The 18454-nt window shown below is 55.6% G+C and carries 16 protein-coding genes, 2 tRNA genes and 1 pseudogene; 12 read left to right on the plus strand and 7 right to left on the minus strand.

The window, feature by feature from the left end; all coding sequences use genetic code 11:
• Window positions 1-5: 5 nt before the first annotated feature.
• Window positions 6-683, minus strand: coding sequence for a phosphate signaling complex protein PhoU (gene phoU, locus J3U06_RS01815; protein WP_267444128.1), 678 nt, complete (start codon window positions 681-683; stop codon window positions 6-8).
• A gap of 735 nt (window positions 684-1418) precedes the next feature.
• Here phoU and J3U06_RS01820 point away from each other — a divergent pair.
• Window positions 1419-2030, plus strand: a pseudogene (locus J3U06_RS01820) (sensor histidine kinase); the annotation flags it as partial.
• Between the two features lie 37 nt (window positions 2031-2067).
• Here J3U06_RS01820 and J3U06_RS01825 read toward each other — a convergent pair.
• Window positions 2068-2355 (minus strand): DUF2530 domain-containing protein, encoded by a 288-nt coding sequence (locus tag J3U06_RS01825; protein WP_267444129.1) that lies wholly within the window; start codon window positions 2353-2355, stop codon window positions 2068-2070.
• A 139-nt stretch (window positions 2356-2494) separates the two neighbouring features.
• On the opposite strand from J3U06_RS01825, the gene manA reads away from it, so the two are divergent.
• From manA to J3U06_RS01845, 4 genes are all read left to right on the plus strand, one after another.
• Window positions 2495-3880, plus strand: coding sequence for a mannose-6-phosphate isomerase, class I (gene manA / locus J3U06_RS01830; protein ID WP_267444130.1), 1386 nt, complete (start codon window positions 2495-2497; stop codon window positions 3878-3880).
• Between the two features lie 293 nt (window positions 3881-4173).
• A complete protein-coding gene (locus J3U06_RS01835) occupies window positions 4174-5085 on the plus strand; it encodes a CHAP domain-containing protein (RefSeq protein ID WP_267399451.1) in 912 nt (303 codons plus the stop codon).
• Between the two features lie 69 nt (window positions 5086-5154).
• A complete protein-coding gene (locus tag J3U06_RS01840) occupies window positions 5155-5868 on the plus strand; it encodes a C40 family peptidase (protein WP_267399452.1) in 714 nt (237 codons plus the stop codon).
• Between the two features lie 171 nt (window positions 5869-6039).
• Window positions 6040-7086, plus strand: coding sequence for a universal stress protein (locus tag J3U06_RS01845; protein WP_267399453.1), 1047 nt, complete (start codon window positions 6040-6042; stop codon window positions 7084-7086).
• A 92-nt stretch (window positions 7087-7178) separates the two neighbouring features.
• On the opposite strand, the gene J3U06_RS01850 is transcribed toward J3U06_RS01845, so the two are convergent.
• Entirely contained in the window at window positions 7179-7592 is a 414-nt protein-coding gene (locus tag J3U06_RS01850; RefSeq protein WP_267399454.1) for an OsmC family protein, read from the minus strand.
• 143 nt (window positions 7593-7735) lie between these two features.
• Here J3U06_RS01850 and J3U06_RS01855 point away from each other — a divergent pair, with 143 nt between their 5' ends.
• From J3U06_RS01855 to J3U06_RS01865, 3 genes are all read left to right on the plus strand, one after another.
• A complete protein-coding gene (locus tag J3U06_RS01855; protein WP_220236203.1) occupies window positions 7736-8611 on the plus strand; it encodes a thymidylate synthase in 876 nt (291 codons plus the stop codon).
• 89 nt (window positions 8612-8700) lie between these two features.
• Window positions 8701-9369 (plus strand): dihydrofolate reductase, encoded by a 669-nt coding sequence (locus tag J3U06_RS01860; RefSeq protein WP_267444131.1) that lies wholly within the window; start codon window positions 8701-8703, stop codon window positions 9367-9369.
• Window positions 9369-9908, plus strand: a complete 540-nt coding sequence (locus J3U06_RS01865) for a low molecular weight protein-tyrosine-phosphatase (protein ID WP_267444132.1) — start codon at window positions 9369-9371, stop codon at window positions 9906-9908. Before J3U06_RS01860 ends, J3U06_RS01865 begins: the two co-directional genes overlap by 1 nt.
• A 66-nt stretch (window positions 9909-9974) precedes the next feature.
• Here the strand turns inward: J3U06_RS01865 and J3U06_RS01870 are convergent.
• The 3 genes from J3U06_RS01870 to galE form a co-directional block, all read right to left on the minus strand.
• Window positions 9975-10050 (minus strand) — tRNA-Phe (locus J3U06_RS01870).
• A gap of 47 nt (window positions 10051-10097) precedes the next feature.
• A tRNA-Asp gene (locus tag J3U06_RS01875) sits at window positions 10098-10171 on the minus strand.
• Window positions 10172-10243: 72 nt separating this feature from the next.
• A complete protein-coding gene (gene galE / locus J3U06_RS01880; RefSeq protein WP_267444439.1) occupies window positions 10244-11254 on the minus strand; it encodes a UDP-glucose 4-epimerase GalE in 1011 nt (336 codons plus the stop codon).
• A 304-nt stretch (window positions 11255-11558) separates the two neighbouring features.
• On the opposite strand from galE, the gene trmB reads away from it, so the two are divergent.
• Both trmB and J3U06_RS01890 read left to right on the plus strand, forming a co-directional pair.
• Window positions 11559-12221: a tRNA (guanosine(46)-N7)-methyltransferase TrmB gene (trmB, locus tag J3U06_RS01885; protein ID WP_416378917.1), complete on the plus strand. Its 663-nt coding sequence runs from the start codon at window positions 11559-11561 to the stop codon at window positions 12219-12221.
• A 128-nt stretch (window positions 12222-12349) separates the two neighbouring features.
• Complete coding sequence (locus tag J3U06_RS01890) at window positions 12350-14314, plus strand: elongation factor G (protein ID WP_267444134.1); 1965 nt, start codon at window positions 12350-12352, stop codon at window positions 14312-14314.
• Window positions 14315-14739: 425 nt separating this feature from the next.
• On the opposite strand, the gene J3U06_RS01895 is transcribed toward J3U06_RS01890, so the two are convergent.
• On the minus strand, window positions 14740-15759 hold the full coding sequence (locus J3U06_RS01895; RefSeq protein WP_267399462.1) for a LacI family DNA-binding transcriptional regulator: 1020 nt from the start codon (window positions 15757-15759) through the stop codon (window positions 14740-14742).
• A gap of 362 nt (window positions 15760-16121) precedes the next feature.
• Between J3U06_RS01895 and J3U06_RS01900 the strand changes: the two genes are divergently transcribed.
• Entirely contained in the window at window positions 16122-17402 is a 1281-nt protein-coding gene (locus J3U06_RS01900) for an ABC transporter substrate-binding protein (RefSeq protein WP_267444440.1), read from the plus strand.
• A gap of 116 nt (window positions 17403-17518) precedes the next feature.
• A complete protein-coding gene (locus tag J3U06_RS01905) occupies window positions 17519-18445 on the plus strand; it encodes a carbohydrate ABC transporter permease (protein WP_267399463.1) in 927 nt (308 codons plus the stop codon).
• The last annotated feature ends 9 nt before the right edge of the window (window positions 18446-18454 follow it).

Raw genomic sequence — 18454 nt, forward strand, 5'->3', positions numbered from 1 at the left:
TTCATTCAGTCCAGATCGAGGTCGAGGTCCTTGGGGTCCTTGGAGGGGTCGAAACCCGAGACGATGTAGACCACGCGCCAGGCCGCCGAGACGCCATGGTCTCCCAGACGCTCCATAAACCGTGCCACCAGAACCAGGTCGATCAGCTGCTGCCTGGTCCCCTTCCAGTCGTCTGAGAGGGCATAGCCGAATGTCTGCTGGTGGAGCTTGTCCATCTTGTCATCGCTGACGATGATCTGCTCGGCTATGGTCGTGTCCCTGTCGGAGAGCATCTCGACCAGACGGTCGGCCATGACGTCCAGAAAGTCCTGCATCTGCTTGAACAGGGGGATGACCTCGTCGGGCAGGGTCGGTTCGGGGTAGGAGCGCCTTGCCGTCTCGGCGATGTGCCTGGCCAGGTCTCCCATGCGTTCAAAGGTGGCTGACAGGCTCAGCGTAGAGACCACCACCCGCAGATCAGTGGCCACTGGGCTCTGCTTGGCCAGGAGCCTGATGCATTGATCGATGATGCTGGACTGGAGGTTGTCTATATCGGCATCCCCGTCGATGACTTGCTGGGCCGTCTCTACGTCGCTGTCCATTAGGGAGCGCCCGGCTTTTTTGATGGCATCGCGGACCTTGGCGGCCATCCGATCGAGATCGTCGGCCACCAGCCCCAGCTCTTCGTTGAAAATCACGCGCATTGTTCTTCCCTTTCGGCCTCGGTCAACGATATAACTCCAGTCTATGTGAGCAAGGTGGCAAGAAAAAGCTAGTTTCGAAGAATGTCGGACCATGGGAGCGACAATCAATGTCGGATATGCGAGAATAAATCCGGAACTGCAGATGAGACTTGGTTGATGTCGCAGCGTCCGGGATCGGCACCGGACTGGAAGGAAGTCCTTATGAGACGGTTCATGGACCGCCTTCGCAGTCTTATGGGCAACTGGAGCAAGGATGGTGAACAGGCTGATGGTGAGGCATTGGAGGGTTCGACACAAGCACTGCTGGCGCTCATTCCCGCCGCCACGGTTGTGGTCAATGGCGATGACGACGTTGTTCGCTCCAGCCCGGATGCCTACAGGCTGGGAATCGTCAGCAACGATGAGATAGCGAATCCGAAGATCATCAAGGCCATTGCGCAGGTACGCCGCTCGGGCGGTCGACGTACCTTCAATCTGACCACGCGAACGCCTATTGAATTTATTCTGGATGCCGCAGCCGAGAGCCCCGAATCCGATGATTGGGATATTGAGGATGTTGAGGATCCTGGGAATGCGAGCCATGTTCAGGCTCAGGCAGTATCCAGAAGGAACTGGCTCAAGGTTACCGTGGGGCGTATCGACAAGTCCCTGGTCGTGGTGCTTATCGATGATGTGAGCGATTCGGTCAGGTTCGTTCGGACCAGGGATGCTTTCATGACCAATGTATCCGAGCAGATGCTCAAGCCGGTCCAAGCCCTAGAGGAGCTAGCGGCACAGCTGAAAAACACTTCCTGCCTGGAAGGGGATGATCCGGACCTGCTTCGCAGCCACTTGCACAGAGTTTCCAAGGATGCTTCCTTGGTCCAGCGTTACAGCGCCTATCTGGGGCATGTGCTCAAGGATCTACTTCTGCTGATTCGGGCTCAGGAGCGGATCCAACCCAGCAAGGGGAACGTGCTTGACGTAGCTGAGCAGATAGGTGCAGTGGTGCAGGATGAGCAGGGTGGAGCTGATCAGTCACATGTGATCCTGCGATGGCGATGTGACCAACCATTGACGATTCACGGCGACGGACAACAGATCAGAGTGGCCCTGGCCAAGCTGGTTGAGAACGCTATCTCCTATTCACCTTCAGGCTCTACTGTTTCCCTGGTGGCTCAGTCCTCGAATGACGAACACTACGCAAAAATCAGGGTGGTTGATCACGGCCGAGGCATATCTAAGGCAGACCAGGATAGGATCTTCGAGCGCTTCTACCGTGCCGACAATCAGAGTGAAGAGACTGCCGTAGGTATCGGTCTAGGGCTGGCCATCGTCAAGCATGTAGCTCTGACCCACCATGGCTCGGTCATGGTCTGGAGTGCACCGGGAGAGGGGAGCACCTTTACGCTGATGCTTCCTTTGGCTCAGGGTCCGGTGGCTGGGCCAGACGGCGATAATCCCAGCGATTGGAATGTTCCCAGATCATCAGCAGGATGCCCACGCCGACCCCGGACAGGCAGACAATAAGGGGTTTGGTAACCGTCATTCCGGTCAGAGCCAGGATGCCCACTACAATCAGGGCCAGAATCCATGCCCCAGTTCCGAGCAGAAAGATGCGTCGCAGGTCCACCTGCACGGGCCGAGGCGATGGTCTGCGGGCGGCCGGGTCGAAAATGGGAGCCAGCTTCATACCACCACTGTACCGTTAGCAATGACATGCGGCGACCCCCACGCCTTGCCCAAGCTTCGGGCATTGTCTTATTATGACGAGGATTGGTGGGTTCGTATACACCGGCCCATGGAGGGATTTCCCGTGGAAAGGGGAGTGCGTGTATCCGATCCAAGCTGTGAAGAAGCACTACGCCTGGGGCTCACATGACCGACTGCAGCGCATGTTTCATCTGCACGAGTCAGACGAACGCCAGCAGGATACCTTGGCGGAGATGTGGTTCAGCGGGCACACCGAATCCCCCTCGCCCTTGACCCTGCCCGATGGCTCGCTAATGCCGCTGACCGAGGCCATTCGCCGCAATCCCATGGCCATGCTGGGAGAGCGCGACTCCCGCCTCTTCGGCCCCACACTGCCCTACCTGTTCAAGATCATCTCTGCCCGCATTCCTCTGTCCCTGCAGGTGCATCCCTTGGATTTTGAGGCTCGTGCCGGTTTCAACCGGGAGAACGCTCTGGGGGTGCCTGAAGACGATCCCAGCCGTTCCTTTCATGACAGTCTGGCCAAGAACGAGATGGTGGTAGCCCTGGAGCCCTTCCAGGCCTGTGTAGGCTTTGCGACTATCTCCATGCAACTGACCCTCTTGCGCGCCGTGGATCACCCTCTGGCCGAGCTGATGACCCAGGCGCTGACCGCCCGTACCTTCCATCTGGGGGTTCCTCCGGCACGTTTTGCTGCGGCCGATGCAATGATGCCGGTCTCCTCCATGATTTGGCCAGACTCCCGCCGACGTATCTTCCGGGCCTTCCACGCTGCTGTGACTGCTGAGCCAGAGGAAGCCCGAGGATTGGGGGAAGCCTTGGAGGCTGCTGCTGGGCGGCTACGGTCCAGACGGGCGGGAGCTGTGCTGAACCATGCTCTGTGTGCTGCTCAGGCCTTTCCGAAGGACCCGGCTGTGCTCTGTCTGCTCATGCTCAATCCTGTGGACCTGGAGGAGGGTGATTCGGTCTATATCCCCGCCGGGACGCCTCACGCATACATCCATGGCACTGCGGCAGAGATCATGACCAACTCCGACAATGTGCTCAGGGCTGGCATGACCCCTAAGCATCGGGACATTCCTAACCTCCTGCACAGCCTGGACTGCCAGCCTTCAGCCCCCATCGACCCATCGAGCTCCATGATTGCCACCCTGATCATGCACAACATGGTGACCTACCGGCCCAAGATCAACGAGTACATGCTGGTCTACGGGCACGTGGAAGAAGGCGGAGCCACTTGGCCCCTGCTCAATAGACTTCAGCAGCGCTACGGGGATCTGATAGAGCGTCTGGGGCCGCGCCGCCTGATGATACCCCGCAGGGGACCCCGCATCATCGTCTGTACTGACGGGCAGATCCGTTGTGTAGCCGCTGACCAATCCCGCGTGCTGGACCAGGGACAGGCCCTCTTCATTCCCTCCGAAGATGGCCGTGTCGACATCACCATGCCTGAGGATTCCAACGATGCTGACGGGTCCTTCTTTCTGGCGTCGACCCCGGTCTGACCTCCTATGGGCCTGGTTCGCTCAGGGTGGACCAGGCAGAGTTCAGAACCGATAGACACGCCGTGGCGGACGGCACGCATGCGGGTCTGCTCATGTCCGCCGTGTGACCGTATAACCTTAACGTATTTTGTGGTTATCGGAGATGAGTGACCACTGAAGCCGTGCTTGAGTAGACTGGTGTGGACAATTCAGGTAATTTGGTCTGGGGTCCTCTTTGCGTTATGGTGTTGCCTTGTGATGGTTCGTGATACGGCACGAAAGTCGCGTCGGAACATAAACGGGAGTGATTCTAGATGAAGCATGCTGCGCACAGGGCTTCGGCCAGGCGAGGCGCAGGTGTCGGCAGTTCGCCGACCAGTCGATCGGTGAACGTAACCCAGGAGGCCGGCATTCAGGGCATTGATGATGCCTTGGCGGCTAAGCTCAACGAAGTAGCCCCTCGAACCCGTCGCTCCATTCGTCTGGCGGCTAAGGCCTCAGCCCGTCGCTCCCATATCATGACTGGTTCGGCCCTGACAGTTTTGGTCGGTGCAGCTGCTTCCTCAATGGCCGTTAGCCAGGCTCGGAGTGACTGGTCCCTGTCTTTGGCAGACAGCGTCGCCATCAATTTGGTCACTCCCACATCCTCCGATGGCTCCTCCAGCGTAAATGGTGGTGCAAGGGTCTCTCGTTCCGACTACCGTCAGCCCCTGTCGACGGCCTCACAACGCAACGAGGGCAGTTGGGACCTGGGTGAGTCTGCGCTCGATACTGAGCAGATGTCCAAATCCTCGGCAAACAACCCGGTCGTGGCGGCGCTGATAGATGCCAACCGATCGGTCCTGCCGACAGGGTTTAATCCAAATCACGCCACTGGCGATGTGGGCAATGCCTATGAGTTCAGCCAATGCACTTGGTGGGCCTATGTCCGTCGTCATCAGCTGGGTCTGCCGGTAGGTTCTCACATGGGCAATGCCAAGGATTGGTCGGGTTCTGCCCGTGTCCTAGGCTACTGGGTGGACGACACGCCGCGCAACGTCGGCGATATCGTGGTCTTCCAGGCTAGCCAGGAGGGTTCCGATTCCACCTACGGCCATGTGGCTATTGTTGAGAAGATCAATCCCGATGGCTCCATTGTCACCTCCGAGTGCGGCGCCGTGATGAATGGGAAGACTTACTCACGCACTCTGACCAACGTGCACGCTCTGCTCTATATCCATTACTGATCCTTGGTTGCGCGGATTGTGCTCCCCAAAGTTAATCCCTGTTCCCAACACGTGATAGAGTAGTGCACGATGAAAAATACACGCAAGTATGTGAGCATGATGGCAGCGGTTACTATCTGTGGCACGCTCTTCATCGGTATGCCCGCCGCAGCTCAGGCGAGCGACGGCAGTGAAGCCGCAGTCACTTCGTCGCGTTCATTCACCCCCGGCAGCAAAGTGCGTGCCGACCTGCTTACCGAGTCGACTGCCACTATTGTCGAAAAGGATAGCCATTGGGGTGGCGTTGAGTCATTAAACGTTCCCACCACCAAATCACAGGCTGAGAAGGATGCTGAAGCCAAAGCCCAGCAGGCCCAGGTGGCGGCCAGCCAGCGTCAGGCTACGCAAGTCAGTCGTTCAGCTGCTCGTGGCGGTGCTGCTGATCGGATCTCTGACGTTCCGGCCACCGGTACGGGTGCGAATGTGGTCAACTATGCTCTTCAATTCCAAGGGGTTCCCTATGTGTACGGGGGGACCGATCCTGTCAGAGGCTTCGATTGCTCAGGATTCACCCAGTATGTGTTTGCCCACTTTGGCATCGGTCTGCCTCGCATAGCTGCCGATCAGGGTTCAATGGGCGTGCCGGTCACAGATCCGGCGCCTGGCGATCTGATGGTGGCTCCTGACGGTAGCCATGTCGGGATCTATGTCGGTGGTGGACGCATGATTCATGCCCCGGCTCCCGGCCAGAGCGTTATGGTTCAGGAGGTCTACCAGACTTTCAACTATCGACGTCTGGTCTGAGGCATAGTTTTAATGCAGTAATAACGCCCCCTTGTGGGGCGTTTTGCATATTCAGAGTCGAGATTCCTCGCGTGTTGGCCTTTGCGAACTTATTGATCTGGTCTGCATGCGATATTCTGACAGAAGGAGCGATGTCGGTTTGTCATCGTCTAGTTTAAAGGAGGTCGTCGGATGAGCAACGACAAGGCTGTTCTGGTAGGCGTTGATGGCTCGGACGCCAGCTACAAAGCGGCGTGGTGGGCTGCCAACTACGCTAAGCATGCAGGGTTGACCCTGCAAATCGTCTGCGCCTATTCCCTTCCCTCGTATGCGGCTGTCTCTTTCGACGCGACATACACCACCATGGGAGACGACGTGGCGGCTCACAACGATGCACAGGAGATTCTCTCCAAGGCTAAGGCCATCGCTGACGAGCAGGGTGTCAGTGCAGCCACGCTAATCGTGACGGGGGATCCCTCATCGGTCTTCGTGGAGCTGAGCCGCAATTACCGGCTGATTGTCATAGGCAACCGGGGCAAGGGCGGTCTGGCTGAGCGTCTACTGGGAACCACCAGCTCCAGCCTGCCAGCCTATGCTTACTGTCCTATTGTGGTCGTCCCCTATACCGATGACGACGGCAATCTGATGCATTTGAGCAACGACATCAAGCGGGTTGCTGTGGGCTCCGACGAGTCCAAGTGGGGTCTTAAGGCCTTGCAGATCGCCGCCGCCTTCGCCGATAGCTGGAATGCTGAACTGGATGTCATGTCGGCAGTACCCAATATTTCCGGACTGACTGGCACAGGTTCGGCTGAGGAGCGCAGCGTCATGGATTCTTACCTGGATGACCTCAATACCCGAATCGCCCCGCTCATGAAGACTTATCCGGATTTGCGCATCAACAAGACTGTGGTGCCAGGGTCGGCTGTGGAGGCTCTGACCCAGGCTAGCAAAACCCATGACGTGGTCGTAGTCGGCTCACGTGGCCGCGGCGGCTTCACCGGACTTCTGTTGGGATCGACCAGCCAGGGGCTCTTGCAGCATGCCGTAAGCCCCGTCTACGTAGTACCGCGCAAGTACGTAGAGGCCGAGGAGTCCGGGCTCAAGGCTGCAGCTGACGCTGCCGAAACCACCGATGTTGCTGAGATCACCGGCGTGGAGCGGGTCTCTGTGGATTCAGCCAAGCCTGAGCAGCTGGCTGACCTGGAGTCGACCATCGATCCCGAACACGAGGAGTAGAGGCAAGTCAATCCGAAAAAAGCGATGACAAAGGGCGGGAATCTCCAAAGTTCCGTGAACCTGGGAGCCCCCGCCCCTTTGCCGCTATCAGGTCAGTGGCGAACCTTGACGGAGATCCTGACCGGGGTCTCCCGCTGATAGGTGTGCGCCACCGTGCAGGACTTGGCAATATGGCGGCGGACTCGCTCCTCCAGCTTGTCCGCATCATCCTGGGCCAGCCTGGCCGAAGTGGCATCGACGTCCACCTGCTCGTCGAAGCTCAGGTAGGCGTCATCGTCGGCGTCATAGGTGCCGTCCACCACGATTTTCGCCCCCTTGTCCTTGCCCAGGGCGCTCTCCACAGCAAATTGGCTGGAAAGGGCTCCGCAGGCGGCCAGAGCGATCTTCATCAGGTCGCCCGGGTTGAATTGGCCTTCGCCCTTGCCGAAGGTGATGTGGGCCCCATTGTCGCCATAGGCGTTCCAGGTGCCGTCCTTGTCGCGTTCGACCCAAAGTCTTTTGCCCATCTGTTCCTCCTTGTCCGGCACCCGGCCGGGTGCGTCATCCTGATCCGAGCCTGTGGCCGGACCTGCTCCTCCAATCTAACCCAGACTGTGTGTTTCGTCACTGGGGCACGCTCAGCTGACCGAGGACTTGATAGTATGGCCGCATGGCCTTGACTTCCGAAGAACTGCAGCATATTCGTACACGCATCCCCGAGCGTCCCGTCTCGGACATCCCCACCCCTTATGAGGACCTGATGCGCACTGTCCTGCGGGAGGGCACCCTGAAGTCCGACAGGACGGGCACCGGGACCATATCCCTGTTCGGGCGGCAGATGCGATTCGATCTGTCCCGTTCCTTCCCACTGATCACCACCAAGAAGGTCTACTTCCGGGGCATCGCTTACGAGTTGCTTTGGTTCCTCAAGGGGTCGCAGAACGTGCGCTGGTTGCAGGAGAACCGCGTGCATATCTGGGACGAATGGGCCGATCCGGAAACCGGTGATCTGGGCCCGGTCTATGGGGTCCAGTGGCGCAGCTGGCCTGCCCCGACGCCCGAGGACCCCCATCGCACCATTGACCAGATCGCCAAGGTGCTGGATCTGATCCGCGCTCACCCGGACTCCCGCCGAATGATCGTCACTGCTTGGAATCCAGCCCAGGTTGACAGCATGGCCCTGCCTCCCTGCCATGCGCTCTTCCAGTTCTATGTGGCCGATGGCAGGCTGAGCTGCCAGCTCTACCAGCGCTCCTGCGACATGTTCCTAGGCGTGCCTTTCAATATCGCCTCCTACGCTCTGCTGACCCTAATGATGGCTCAGCAGGCAGGTCTTGAGCCTGGGGAGTTCGTCTGGACCGGCGGCGACTGCCACATCTACGACAACCATGTGGAGCAGGTTCTGGAGCAGCTGTCGCGCAAGCCCTACCCCTATCCGACCATGCGCATCCGCAAGGCCGATTCCATCTTCTCCTATCAGTACGAGGACTTCGAAGTGGTGGATTATCAATGCCACCCCGCCATCAAGGCCCCAGTGGCGGTCTGATGGCGCGCTGAGCCGAATACGAGCACCGTCGGATCCGAAGATTAGAATGTACTCGTATATCTACTCACTATGAGGAGTGAACGCAACAGATGGAGCATGACAATAGTCGAAGCGGCTATCACGAACCCGAGCCCGGTCAGGCCGGGCTTCTAGGCGATGAGGAATGGCGGCATCAGGAAGAGGAGATAGGCCACCGCTCATCGGTCAATATGATCTGGGCGCAGGCGCGGGCCACTGACGGCAGGCGCGGTGCCATCGGCTATCACAATGCGCTGCCTTGGCATCTGAGCGAGGACATGAGGCACTTCAAGGAGCTGACCGTATCCCATCCGGTCATCATGGGACGGCGGACCTGGACCTCCATGGGGGAGCGGCCCCTGCCCAAGAGGGACAACATCATTCTGTCCAGTGATCCAGGGTTCCATGCACCAGGTGCCACTGTGGTATCTGCGGCCGACGATGCTCTGGAGCTGGCCAGGCAGGAAGCCATTCCCGACGATGGGATGGATCGCAGTGAAATCTGGATCATCGGCGGCGCGGGGGTCTTCAGCACCTTCTTTCCGATGGCAGATGCGGCCTACGTGACCGACCTGGATCTGCGGACTCCAGCTGACGTCTTTGTGCCCGATATGGAGGAGCTGGTCAGCAAGCGGTTCTGGCAGGTGCGCGACAAGACCCAGTGGATGACCCCTGCCAAACCAGACCAGGCGGCGGCCATCCGGAGGTTCCGCTACATCACCTATGGGAAGGTGCGTTAATGGGGCAGAATTCTGAAGGGAAGGCCTCGCAGGGTCCCTACAACGTCATGACTGTCTGCACCGGCAATATCTGCCGGTCACCCATGGCTGAGGTCATCCTGCGAAAGTTCTTTCAAGATCGCGGACTGGATGAGGACCGGGTCAGAGTGGAATCCAGCGGGGTCAGCGACGAGGAGTTCGGCAACCCTATAGATCGGCGTGCCCAGAAGGTTCTGCGCGAACGTGGTTATGAGGTGCCGACCGACCACTTCGCCCACCGGATCACCCGGGAGGAGGCCGAAGACGCGGACCTTCTGCTGCCCATGACGGCCGACCATATGCGCGCCCTGCTGCGTCTGCTGCCCTCAGGCAAGCGATCCGCCGTTCACCTGTACCGCAGCTTCGACCCGGCGCTGCCCAAGCCAGCGCCGGGTCGGGAGAGCCAAATCGACCTGGTGGATCCCTGGTACGGAGGCCCGCACGAGTTCAAGGTGGCCATCGATCAGATTGAGCACACCGCGCCTTACATCGTCGACTGGGTGGTCAGTCAGCTGTCCTGATCGATAGATGAAGGCAAATATCAATTAAGTCCCTGGATTCATCATGAATCCCAGGGACTTAATGGTTGGTGGCTCCGAGCGGGATCGAACCGTTGACCTAGCGATTTTCAGTCGCTCGCTCTACCAACTGAGCTACAGAGCCATGAACAGTCGAAAAGACCCGGACAAACCGGGCCAGACCATTCCCAGCGACTCCGGCCGGACTTGAACCGGTGACCTCCGCCGTGACAGGGCGGCGCTCTAACCAACTGAGCTACGGAGCCGAGGCTGCTCGAACAGCCAAAAGGAAAGTTTACATGAGCGCCGGAGGAATGCAAGCCCCGGCGCGTCGCTGTCTAGTCCTGCTGTTGCCAGCTATCGGTGTCGATGTGGTGCGCAGGGTTGGCCTGCCAAGCCTGCCAGGCTGATTCGACGATCTCCTCGACGCCATACCTGGCATGCCAGCCCATTTCGGTGTTGATCCGGGTGGGGTCGCCGATCAGATGTGGCGGGTCGCCGGCGCGACGGGGCTTGATGGCCTCAGTGAAGGGCAGACCCGTCACTTTCTTGACTTCGTCCACGATCTGGCGAACGGATGTGCCCTGGCCAGTGCCCACGTTAAAGGCATCGTAGCGGCGCTGGTCGCGATCCAGGTAGTCCAGGGCGGCTATGTGGGCATCCGCCAGATCGGAGACGTGGATGTAGTCGCGCACGCAGGTACCGTCGGGGGTGGGGTAGTCGTCGCCGAAAATGGCGGGTGCCTTGCCCTGCCGCAGCCTGTCGAAGAGCATGGGGATCAGGTTCAGGACAGCCGGGTCTTCCAGACTGACTGGTCCGCAGCCCGCCACGTTGAAGTAGCGAAGGGCGCAGAAGCGGATGCCGTAAGGCTCTTCGCAGGCCCGAGCCATCCACTCGCCGACCAACTTGGTCTGGCCGTAAGGGTTGATGGGGACCATGGGCTGTACATCCTCGGGAACCACGTCGACCGGAGGCTCGCCATAGGTTGCGGCCGAGCTGGAGAAGACCAACTTCTTGGCTTCGGTCTTTGCCATGGCGGACAGGACGTTGATCATGCCGTTCAGGTTCTGCCGGTAGTACCAGATGGGCTTCTCCACGGACTCGCCCACCTGCTTGCGGGCAGCGAAATGGATGACCGAGTCGACCCCGTTCTCATTGATGATATCGGCCAGACGCTGGTCGGCTCCCGGCGCGGCCACGTCAGCGCCGTAAAGACGGGCATTCCCGATCCGATCGGGCCTGCCATAGCTGAGGTCGTCGACCACGACGACCTCCTTGCCGGCCTCTTGCAGGGCGTGAACCACATGGGCGCCGATGTATCCGCAGCCGCCTGTAACCAAAACTGACATCTGCATGCCTTTCCTATCCAAAACCGCAGATGCGGTCATGTTCAATTTTGAGTAAAAATGTTCTATTTTGTTTCAATTTAAGTATATCACGGAGACGAACACGTCACAGTCCATAAGACAGCCGAATTTAGGATATACATGAAGGGTGAAAAATACTGAGCAACCACAGAAATCCAATCGAAGGACCATTGTCTCATACGTCTTGCGTTCCGGCAGGCTCAGTTCCCGTCTGGAAGCTGCCTGGAGGCGCTATTCCGGCATTTACATGTTGGACCTGCCGAGGGGGGAAGGATCCCCCTTGTCGGTGGCTCAGAATTTGCAACTGGATCAGGAGGCGGCTGATCGAATTTGGGGACGACGAGCGCCGCTGACCGTGGAAATCGGATCCGGCCAGGGCGAGAACGTCGTGGCCGCCGCCCGTAGGCATCCTGAGCGTAACTACTTGGCTTTGGAAGTTTACCGTCCCGGTCTGGCCCACACTATGCTTATGGCCGGCAAGGAGGGGTTGACCAACCTGAGGTTGGCCCAGGTAAATGCCTCGGATCTGTTAGAGCATTTGGCTGTGAACCTGGTCGACGAGCTCTGGACTTTCTTTCCCGATCCCTGGCCTAAAACCAAGCATCACAAACGTCGGTTGATCCAACCTGCCCTGGCCGATGCGGTGGTGTCATGCCTGCAAGTGGGAGGGCTCTGGCGAATAGCCACAGACATTGAGGACTATGCCCTGCATATACACGAGGTGCTGGATAACCATCCGGGTCTGCGCAATTTGGGCAATAGAACAGTTAGGCTGCCTCTGGGCCATGTGGGCAAAGGGACGGCCGCCATGGCTGAAGATATGCCTCATGGGGACTTTGTCGAGTCGAAGCGGTTCGAGGGTCGTATCGTCACCAATTTCGAGCGCAAAGGTATGCAGGCCGGCAGAACCATCCACGACTTAACCTACCAGGCGGTGGCAGTGGGATGACCACTGGAAGATCACCGGGCGCTGGCCTTCAACCCGTTGCCGAATCAGCAATAGGATCTAATCGGGCGCATGGATCCTGACGAGTAAGGTAAAACCGGACCGAGCAACTGATCGGAGAGGAGTTGGGTATGGCTAAGAGGCTTGTGGCTGGGTTGCTGGCTCATGTAGACGCTGGCAAGACCACATTGTCCGAAGCCATGCTTTACCGCGCAGGAAATATCAGGCGGCTTGGCAGAGTGGATCATGGGGACGCCTTTCTGGACACTGACGAGACCGAACGCCACCGAGGGATCACCATTATGGTCAAGCCAGCAAGACTTCGATATCGGGATCTGGATTTGACCATCTTGGACACCCCTGGGCATGTGGATTTCGCTGCTGGTATGGAACGGGCCCTGTCAGTGCTGGACTATGTGATTCTAGTAATGGATGCACGAATGGGTCCGGAAGGTTATACCGACACTCTCTGGCGACTCTTGGATGCCCATGGCATACCGACCTTTCTCTTTGTTAACAAGACGGATGCACCAGGCGCCGATCCGGGGGCTCTTTTAGAGGCCTGCCGACAGCACTGGTCGCCTGGTTGCCTAGAGTTCGGAGATGGGCCAGAGGCAGCTGATCCGGAGGACCTGGCACTGTTGGATGAGGGCGCCATGGACGAGTATCTGGAGGCAGGCTATCTGAGCAAGCAGACCTTGAAGAGCCTCGTGGCCCGGCGACTGCTCTTTCCGGCATTCCGGGGCTCAGCCTTGCATCTTGAAGGAATTGACGCCCTGCTTGATGGTTTGGAAACCTTGACTAGAACACCGAAATACAACAAGCAATTTGGCGCTCGTGTCTATCGTGTTTCTCATGACCGCAGTCATAGTCGGCTAACCTGGCTGAAAGTGACAGGAGGCAATCTTCCAGTCAAAACCCCGATGGATGACTTGCTCAATTATCAAAAAGCCGCGGGAAAGACGGATGGTAATGGTGGACGTATTGATCAGCTGCGTCTTTATTCGGGCGAGGGCTATCTGCTGACGAACATGGCGCATGCAGGAGATATTGTAGCCGCAACCGGGCTGGAGATGACCTATCCTGGGGAGGGTCTGGGTGTAGAGCCGGACTTGGGCAGGCCGGCCTTGGAGCCTGTGCTTACTTACGCTGTAAGGTCCCAGAATCAGAACTTGCACAGGATTCTGGAGGCCCTGAAGCTTTTGCAGGATGAGGAACCTATGCTGCATGTGTCCTGGGTGCCGCAGTTTCAGCAGATCCAGTTACAGATCATGGGTCCGGTCGAGCTGGAGGTGATCCGTGAGGAGCTCCGTCGTCGTTTTGGACTGGAAGTGGACTTTAATCAGGGCGAGATCCTCTACAGGGAGACCATCCAGGCTCCTGTGGAGGGGGTAGGGCATTTTGAGCCCCTCCGTCACTATGCTGAGGTCCACCTGCTGCTGGAACCTACTGAATTGGGCTCCGGCCTGAGCTTCGCAAGCTCATGCAGTCGTGATCGGCTTGACGGAAACTGGCAGCGTTTGATCATGACTCATCTACAAGAGAAGGAACACCTTGGAGTGCTGACCGGATCGCCTATCACAGACATGCGGATCACTCTGCTGGATGGGCGTGCACACTTGAAACACACCGAGGGTGGTGATTTTAGACAGGCTACCTACCGGGCAATTCGACAGGGACTGATGAAAGCCCGGAGTCTTTTACTTGAGCCCTGGTATTGGTTCCGTTTGTGTCTGCCACGTGAGTCTCTGGGGCATGCCATGTCCGACATAGCTAGGATGGGCGGTCAGCTGGGATCCCCTCATGGTTCACATGACATTGTAGATCTGGAGGGGCGGGCGCCGGTCTCGTATATGCGTGACTATGCCATTCGTCTCAGTGCTTACACTCATGGTCAGGGTCATCTGTCATGCTCGGTGGATGGGTACCGACCCTGCCATGATCAGGATGCGGTGGTGGCTGACATAGGTTACGACCCTGAGGCTGATCTGGACAATACCCCAGATTCGGTCTTCTGCGCTCATGGCGCTGGGTATACGGTCAAATGGAACCGCGTGGAGGATTTCATGCATTTGCCAAGCATGGCTGGGCATTGATGTGTTAATAAATGCGGGCTGGAACAGCAACCCCTATTGATTAATAGCCGTATTTATCGTTCAATTCGCCTGAATTTGGTATCTATGCACCCTGCTAGAGATGTGGGTTATATTCAGATACTGAAAAGCTGAATTGTTGTTTCAAAGACTGCCGCGGATCGCGGCAAAAAATGGCTAAATTACGGCTATCATCAATGCTAACCTCACAGGTGCAACCGGCATTGGTAATGTTTTACTGATGTGCTTGCAACATATATTGGTTGCTTGTGATGTTTAAAAATCCGGGCGATAGATAAATTTATAAGAATTGAAAAACGGTGCGCATTAATTCGGAAGTAGCGCTAGAAGGATATGATTTTTACAACTACATGGTAGATTCCGGCGATAGATTATTGTTTAAACTTGCATTCGTACCTTTATCGCGGTTATGCGTCGACAGGCGCTGTGCTGTTTCTTACTTTCAGACTGGTCGGTAGTACAACTTGATTATTAGTTATGGTGCCTTTTTCTTTGTCGATAAGCATGTTCGTGGCCATAACGGCCATCTCCTGTAACGGTTGGTGAACAGTGGTCATGGCTGGTCCCATAAAAGCGGAGGTCTGGATGTCGTCGAAACCGACAACTGATAGGTCTTCTGGAATCCGTATCCTCATTCTTCTGGCTGCCTCGTAAACGCCCATACTCTGCAGGTCACAGCCACCAAAAATAGCAGTGGGAGGGTTCGGCTCTTTCAGTAGGCTCAGAGCCTCCCGGTACCCACATTGAGTAGTGAAATCTCCTTCTCTTACAAGCTTCCTATCTAGCGGAATCCCATGCTCGTTTAATGCAGCCTTATATCCATCAAAACGAGCCCTTGAGCACATCATCTGATTGGGCCCGGTGATAATGCCGATGCGTTTGTGTCCTAGATCCAGAAGATGTCTGGTTGCTATGACGCCGCCAGTCCAATTGTCGGCTTGAACAGACATGTTATCGGGTGAAGGAGTACCTGATGGGTCTAACGTCAGATAGTTAATGTTGTATGAGTACAGGAGCTTGGTCTCTTTAACAGTTAGATTAGAAAAAATCAGAATAACGCCGAGAGGCTGTCTGTGGATCACGCCATTGACCCAGGATGAGTCAGGGTGCGTTTCATCTCCGCTTTCTGTAGTGATCACACTCAGACTGTGAGCCTGGGCTTCGGTGAGGATGCCACGTAGTATTTCTAGGCACCAGAGACTGTCGAATTTTTGAAAAACTACTTCAATCAGCTTGCGATTCTTGGAGGAACGGACCCTGCGGTGGTATCCATATGTTTCTATGGCTTCTGTTATGATTTTGCGTGTTTTTCCCGAAACATCACTTCGTCCATTAAGTACCTTGGAAACCGTAGAGAGTGAAAAGCCGGTTTTTGCAGCGATGTCAGACAACTGTACCGTTGTATTGGCAGCATTTTCCTTAAGCATGTCGAAACAGCCCCCACAAAGACGCTTCAAATGGTCACATTCCAGTATACTCGAAACTTTCGTTTAGTGAAATAGGCTGCTGCGCTGAGTTTTTATTGATATCTGCTCAGAAACTAAGTAAATCATCGTTTTGACAACAACCTTGTTAATGGTTATATTGTCAAGTACCGAAAAGAAATGGTTTTTTCGGTAATCTTTTCGAAAGGAAGTGGTGAACGGGCTGGTATCCCTAGGGCTGTTTTGGGGGAAGCAGGCGGGAGTGATTGTTCTAGCTGAGTTGCGGAACAATACAAAGGTATGAAGTAACCGATCGTGAACAGTGTCGTTTGATCAGGAAAGGATCCCCGTTTAAGGGGAGCATGATGAGAGTAAAAACAATTGGAGCGGCTTTACTGACTTGCGTAACCGTTCTTTCACTTGGAGCTTGTGGAGGTTCGGATCATGCGGGTAAAGATGGCAAGGTCACATTAAATTTCTGGCATATTTCCACGACTGCATCAGGCAAAGCATATCAGGAAAATCTCGCTCGTAAGTTCGAGAAGAAGCATCCCAATGTGACAGTGAAGGTACAAGCAATTCAGACAGAAGATTATGATGGTAAACTGCAAACAGCCATGCAGGATTCCAATTCTGCGCCAGATGTCTTTTTGTCTAGGGGCGGTCAGAAATTGTCCGACATGGTTGAAGCCGGTCAGGTCATGGACCTGAGCGATAAGTTGTCTAAATCGGTACAGTCACGTCTCAGCGATACCCTGTCTGTTCAAAAGGTCCATGGCAAGCAATATGGCGTGCCGGTTATGCTTTCCCCTGGGGGCTTCTTCTATTCCAGGGATCTCTTCAAACAGGCAGGTATAGAACAGCCTCCTGCCAACATGGCTGAGTTCAGCCAAGCTGTACAGAAACTGAAGGACGCTGGTATTCCCCCAATCGCTTTGGGCGCCAAAGATGCTTGGCCGGCTGCTCACTATTGGTACTGGTTTGCTTTGCGTGAGTGTGCACCGGCTACCTTCAATTCGACTGTCAAAACGAAAAAATTTGAAGATAAATGTTGGACTAAGGCTGGCCAAGATCTTGATGACCTCGCCAAGACAACTCCCTTTAATGAGGGATTCCTGACGACCTCTGCAGCACAAGGAGCCAATTCTTCGGCTGGCCTCTTGGCCAATCATAAAGCTGCGATGGAGCTGATGGGAAGCTGGGAGCCTATGAATATGATGGATCTAGCACCCAATGGGAAAATGGATGATTTAGGATTCTTTGCGTTTCCTGAGGTGTCTGGTGGAGCAGGTGATCAATCAGCCATGATGGGCGGTAGCGACGGATACGCGTGCTCGGTCAACGCGCCTAAAGAATGTGTAGACTTCCTTGACTTTATAGTGAATAAGGATAACCAAGAGGAGTACTACAAAGCTTTCTCGTCTATTCCTGCGGCTAAGGATGCGAGGAGCGCTGTTGATAATCCGACTCTGCAAGAAGTCTTGGCTGTGTATGCTAAGGCGTCTTCCATGTCTCTTTGGCTTGATACGCAATTCGGACAGAATGTCGGTAATGCGTTGAATACCGGCGTGGTCAATATGCTCTCTGGTAAGGGCGGGCCAAAGGATATCGTCAAGGCAACAGATCAAGCAGCTCAAAAAGGTTAAGCATCAGGTTTCATGGGTGATGCCGTCATCTGGCAGCATCACCCATGGTCTTACAGGCAACGCGCATAAGCATCGTATGAATCAGACTATTACAAGTAAGGGGGTTCGCATAACCAATGCGTGATCCTAATGCAATCACAAAGTCCAGGCGTGAGAGAGTGGAAATAACCCTCCTGTCAACTCCGGCAATCATTATCTTCCTTGGTTTCGTCATATTCCCCGTTTTTATGGCGGTGTATTACGGACTCTTTAAGTGGAAAGGTTTCGGCTCGCCATCCAGCAACGGACAATTTATCGGTATTGATAATTTTGTTCTTATTCTCAAAGATCCGGTCTTTCAAAAGGCAGTTGGCCACAACTTCTTTATTGCCGTGATGTCTTTGATCATTCAAATACCGCTTGCCATACTCTTTGCACTGCTACTCAATCAAAAGTTCAAGGGGAGGGGGTTAATACGGACTTTGATATTTGTCCCCTATGTGATTTCCGAGGTAATTGTCGGAACTGGTTGGAGCTTGATGCTCCAAAGTAAGGGAGCTGTAAATGCAGTCTTAGCCAAGCTGGGACTTGCTGGAGCCGATTGGATTGCCAACCCGAAAATCGCCATGTGGACTCTGCTCTTTGTTATCTCTTGGAAGTATGTCGGTTTTTACGTCATCCTGATGCTGGCAGGACTTCAATCTATCCCAGAAGAGTTATATGAAGCCGCAGCTGTTGATGGTGCAGATTTTTGGCAGATGCAACGCAGTATTACATTGCCTTTGCTGGCTCCAACTGTGAGGATTGCCGCTTTTCTTTCCATTATAGGTTCTATGCAGCTCTTCGATTTGGTCTACATCATTTGGGGACAGTACGTTTCCGATACTGCCGGGACGTCGACTATGGCTACTTATATGGTGCGCGAGGGGCGACTTGCATCAAATTACGGATATGGCAACGCCATAGCGGTGATTATCTTTCTGATTTCTCTGCTAGTGGCCTTGCTTTACCAAAAATTCGTACTCAGCAAGGATCTTGAGGGCGGGCTAACAGAGTCTAAATGAAGACGTACT

Source organism: Bifidobacterium sp. B4142 (assembly GCF_026537325.1).
In the GTDB taxonomy this organism is placed as follows: Bacteria; Actinomycetota; Actinomycetes; order Actinomycetales; family Bifidobacteriaceae; genus Bombiscardovia.